The sequence below is a fragment of the Bowmanella dokdonensis genome (genome assembly GCF_017254865.1).
GTDB lineage: Bacteria > Pseudomonadota > Gammaproteobacteria > Enterobacterales > Alteromonadaceae > Bowmanella > Bowmanella dokdonensis.
Genome location: NZ_JAFKCV010000031.1, coordinates 1 through 4,272, shown reverse-complemented (window position 1 = coordinate 4,272; position 4,272 = coordinate 1). Strand labels below are relative to the sequence as shown.

Below are 4,272 nucleotides of genomic sequence, written 5' to 3'. Positions count from 1 at the left end.
GAGCATTACAACCATGTTCGCCCGCATAGCTCACTGAATTACATGTCGCCTGTTGAGTATGCAAAACAGGCAGCTTAAGCAGGAAAATCTCATTGAGGGATTGGTACTAATCTCGGGGAAAGGTCAGGGGACGGACTGTTCAAGCGGCCGCTCCTGAGTCATCCAAAGCCCAAGCATCATCACCAGGGAGACCAGCGCCTCGGGCCAGGGAAAGGTAACATGGACCTTCTTTGAGCCTGATGATGACTGATTCGGCTGAAAGGTAACGGGATAGTCGAACTGATAGCCGGTGCGGGACACGGTACGCACCACGTCCTGCTCGAAGCCGTGATTGCGGAACAGGTCACGCAGCCGCTTTACGGTTTGGGTCAGGGACGCTTCCGAGACCACCACTGATGGCCAGATCTGGTCAAATAACTCATCCTTGCTGATCGCCCGATCCCGGTTGAGCAGCAGGTACACCAGCAGATCATAGACCTTGGGTTGTACCTCCACTGCCTGGCCGGAAAAATACAGCTGCCGGGTAGCGGTGTTTATTTCGGCATCTCCCACCCTGAAAACGGCGCCTTGGGTGGCCGGTTCAGCCCCTTGTGCCAAGGTGACACCAGTGGGACTGTGTCTGCTGCGCCAGCGCTTCACCAACCAGAGGGAGGGGGGCATCAGGCACAGTAACAGATAAGGCAGCCAGTTTTGCCACCATTCTGATAGTTGCAGGTAGGTACCGGCCAGGTCTAGCACCACAAGCAACAGCCCGCCTATCAGCAGATAAGCGGAAAGTGCCGGAATAGCGGGGCCCCAACGGAGCGATCGGCGCATGCTGTGTTTCAAATCAGGGGGGTAAATTGGCAGATTAGTGTTTTTCTGCGGGTTTTTCCATCATGCTGATGCCCCAGGCAGCGTCAGGGGCTTCTTTAGAGATTAAGAGGGGAAAGAAAATTCCCATGCGGACTGGCAGGCTCGGCTAACCCTGTCTTTTCCTCTCTTGAACATCAGGGAGTGGTCAGTCAGACACCCTTAGCTCTATTTGATAGCTGGCAGGATGTAGCGGTCGATTAACCCGAAGGGCTGCTCCATTTCCGGGAAGAGCCCGAAGTTTTCACCCGTAAACACGGCCACCAGTTCGAGCGTGGGGAATACCATAATAAACTGTCCTCCGTTACCCCAGGCCTCGAACGAGCGGACGCTTTCTCCGTCCACCGTCCGGTCGATCATCCGCCACAAATACCCGAAATCCTCGCCATACAGGTCGCTGGTGGCGTGTTTCGATGTTGAGGTTTCGATCCACTCTTTTGAAATCACCCGGCGTCCTTCCCACACACCGCCGTTCAGGTAGAGCTGTCCGAACTTCGCCATATCACGTGGTCGGAGGTTCAGTCCCCCGCCGGTCATGGCAAGGCCCTGGTTTCCGCGCGAATTCGTAATAGGCCACCGGTACTTGGTAATCCCAAGCGGGCCGAAGAGGAAACGGTCAGTGAAGGCGGGAATGCTGAGTCCGGATGCCCGAGTGATCACATTTCCCAGGGTAACGACGCCGCTGGTCGCGTATGAGAATAACTCGCCTGGCGCTGCTACCAACGGCTGGTCGAGGTAGAACTTGATCCAGTCGTTGGTCGGGTACATCGCGTCCTCGTTCCCACGGACCCCTGAAGTCATGCTCAGGACATGGCCGATCCTGATGTCGCGCTTTCGCTCATCCCAGTTCTTGATCTCACCCTCGTACTCGGGAAAGTACGGCAGGATCGGGACGTGGACCGACTCAATATAGCCCTGATCGATAGCGATGCCGACCAGCGCCGAAGTGATGGCTTTCGACGCTGAGCGTGTGGTGTGCAGACTATCGCGCTCAAGGTCGCCGAAGTACTCCTCGAACACCAGTGAGCCGCGATGGGCAAGCAGGATGCTGGTTATACCCTGGTATTCCCCCGCACGAACCCGTGCCAACATATCCAGAAGCGGGACAGTGTCAATGCCCTGGTCGGCAGCCGACGCTGTCCGCCACCCATCCTTTGTCTGTTCAGGGATTTGGTAGGTGACTTGCCCGGAGGTGGGGCCTATGCCAGTTTGACGCGTCTGCGCGGAGGGCGTACAAGCTGAGGATCCGAGTAGCAACAGTAACAGCGTGAAGTGGTAAATGTATTTAGCTGGGTACATGGCTATTCCTTTGCACGGCCGCATAACGAATGATATGGACTCCCCGTTTCCGGGACACTACCTCACTGCAACACTGTCAGTTTCGGTCACAGTATTGGCATCAGAACGCTCGATTATTTTCAGTAGAACAGACTGGATTGTTTCATCATGGCGAACGTCGTTTTCGCTAACAAACCGTTGCTCCTGAGGTTCAGCCTCTTCATCCAGAGTGAAGGTCACCACAACTTCAGTGGCAAAATCGGTGCTTTTACCGAAATAGGCTAATGAAATCAGCGGATAACCTTTAAAGCCCTTTTTAACCTGCTTCGCTATACGTTTTTTTGCTTTATCCACATTCATTTCAGTACCTTTATAGCTGCTTGGCTTTCTAAAGAGTACCACTATGCTCTTCGGAAATATGCAAGAACAGTGAGGCCCATTACTTTCTGTGTGCGTGGTCAGAACTGTCTTTCACAGGGCTGTTGGAAGCGGGGAAGTCCAACTTGGCACCACAGTCACTTGTTATGCATTTGCTTTCAGACTGTTTTCCGCTATTTCTAGACTTTGATCGTACGCCTTACACCAAATATCAAGTACATCATTTACATTAGAAGTAAAAGGATTCAACTCTGCCTCCCAGGCTTTTCCTTGATACTGTATCTGTTTAGCTCCAGGGCGATGAACTGGGAGTGATAATTGTGAATTTTGAGGGATTTTTTTACTTGTTTGAAAGTAGATTTGTAACAGACGATCTCTGTGTGCTTCTTTGATTTGGTCAAATTTGTAGGAATAATAATGACTTTGTGGCAATTCAACACCAGCTACCATTTGTTCTCTTCGATAATTGTCGCTGATTTTGAACGTTACGGTTCGACCTTTTTCTGCCTGCTGTTTATCACTTGAAAGCGATTCTTTAATGCGATCTGGAGAATCTAGAACTTTTTCATGCTCTACGAGTTCCAGAACGTACTTTCTGAGTTGTTCAGCGTAGTAATCATCAGGGTGGTGTAAAAAGCTATCAATTAGTTGGCTCAACCTTTTGTGAGGATGCCGTAGTAAAAGAAGTGACAGCCAGTGATGAATATCTCTTATTTCCTCAATGTTTTTAGTGGTTTCTTCTTCATTTGTATTTTTCTGTGCATGCGTCATATACACTGACAAAGACAACACACAATTATGATAAAGCTCTCTAAGATGTTCAATTTCATGTTCTTTGCTTTTTTCTTCTCTCTCTTCTTTTGAAGAGACCCTTTGTCTTTCCCACTGCCTCTCTTCTTTTTTAATAGAAAAATGCTGGGTAAGAACATTTCCAATCAAAGACAGGAATGAACCTATAATTACACCAATTAGCGTTGGATCTAGTAGCTTTTCTTCCATGCTTACTTACTCAATTTATTATGCATAACGTTTAGATAACCGACCTTCTCTTAAGCATTCCAATTCCCTTCGACCATCTTCTCAAGGTCCGGTTAATCTTCCTTGTTGGGCCGCCGCTCGCGGGCTATGGGGATTCGATTGCGTGGGTTGGCATTACTATGCCCCGGTTGGAAGGAGGCTGCAATCTTCCGTTGGCTTCTAATGGTTGTCATCTATCGCTTCTCTTTTTATTCCGGGCACTCGGATGCCCACCATCTGCTTGTGATAGTGCGCTTCTCAGGCTGTCTGTCTAGGAACTTCTTTCTCCAGGGAAGCCTGCTGATAAAGCGGGGCGCCACAGATTTCGCAGCAGGCGGGTCGGCCTATACCGGCAAGATAATCCTGCCATTGCAACAACTGCCCAGCCGTTACCGGCATCTGTCCCAACGATTCTCTGGCCTGATTCAGCCGGTTTCTTGCTGCTGAACTGTAGAGCCCCAGATAACGAATGCTGGCTTTGCCCGGCAGGGGCACATGCATCAACCAGCGCTGGATAAAGGTCTCCACTGGGAGATTGGCCACTTCCTGTTGGCCAGTGCGGTGCGACTGATAACGAAAACGCACCCGGCCTGCTTCTGCGCAAATCAATTGTTGGCGGTTGAAGGGGCCACCCCGGACATAGCGGGCCAGGTAGATGGCCACACCCTTGCCATGTTCATAACGTTTGCAGCAATGCACTATCCAGTCTTTCCTACCCAGGCGGTTAAGGGAGCTGCGGAGTTTCGC

General features: G+C 50.8%; 6 protein-coding genes. 1 reads left to right on the top strand and 5 read right to left on the bottom strand.

The window, feature by feature from the left end; genetic code table 11:
• Window positions 1-78: integrase core domain-containing protein (locus J0A66_RS23875; RefSeq protein ID WP_144020606.1), on the top strand; the 78-nt coding region annotated here is incomplete at its 5' end.
• Between the two features lie 45 nt (window positions 79-123).
• Here the strand turns inward: J0A66_RS23875 and J0A66_RS21335 are convergent.
• The 5 genes from J0A66_RS21335 to J0A66_RS21315 all read right to left on the bottom strand — a co-directional run.
• Window positions 124-816 carry a winged helix-turn-helix domain-containing protein gene (locus J0A66_RS21335; RefSeq protein ID WP_206575885.1) on the bottom strand — a complete coding sequence of 231 codons (693 nt, stop codon included), beginning with the start codon at window positions 814-816 and terminating at the stop codon, window positions 124-126.
• 204 nt (window positions 817-1,020) lie between these two features.
• Window positions 1,021-2,151, bottom strand: a complete 1,131-nt coding sequence (locus J0A66_RS21330; protein ID WP_206575884.1) for a serine hydrolase domain-containing protein — start codon at window positions 2,149-2,151, stop codon at window positions 1,021-1,023.
• Window positions 2,152-2,208: 57 nt separating this feature from the next.
• A complete protein-coding gene (locus J0A66_RS21325; RefSeq protein WP_206575883.1) occupies window positions 2,209-2,490 on the bottom strand; it encodes a hypothetical protein in 282 nt (93 codons plus the stop codon).
• Between the two features lie 162 nt (window positions 2,491-2,652).
• A complete protein-coding gene (locus J0A66_RS21320) occupies window positions 2,653-3,507 on the bottom strand; it encodes a hypothetical protein (protein WP_206575882.1) in 855 nt (284 codons plus the stop codon).
• Window positions 3,508-3,783: 276 nt separating this feature from the next.
• Window positions 3,784-4,272 (bottom strand): transposase (locus J0A66_RS21315; protein ID WP_206575881.1); only part of this gene is annotated, 489 nt, incomplete at its 5' end.

What these genes read in the sequence shown, in the direction of transcription:
- J0A66_RS21335 (WP_206575885.1), bottom strand. Translation starts at nt 816, where the DNA reads ATGCGCCGATCGCTCCGTTGGGGCCCCGCTATTCCGGCACTTTCCGCT.
- J0A66_RS21330 (WP_206575884.1), bottom strand. Translation starts at nt 2,151, where the DNA reads ATGTACCCAGCTAAATACATTTACCACTTCACGCTGTTACTGTTGCTA.
- J0A66_RS21325 (WP_206575883.1), bottom strand. Translation starts at nt 2,490, where the DNA reads ATGAATGTGGATAAAGCAAAAAAACGTATAGCGAAGCAGGTTAAAAAG.
- J0A66_RS21320 (WP_206575882.1), bottom strand. Translation starts at nt 3,507, where the DNA reads ATGGAAGAAAAGCTACTAGATCCAACGCTAATTGGTGTAATTATAGGT.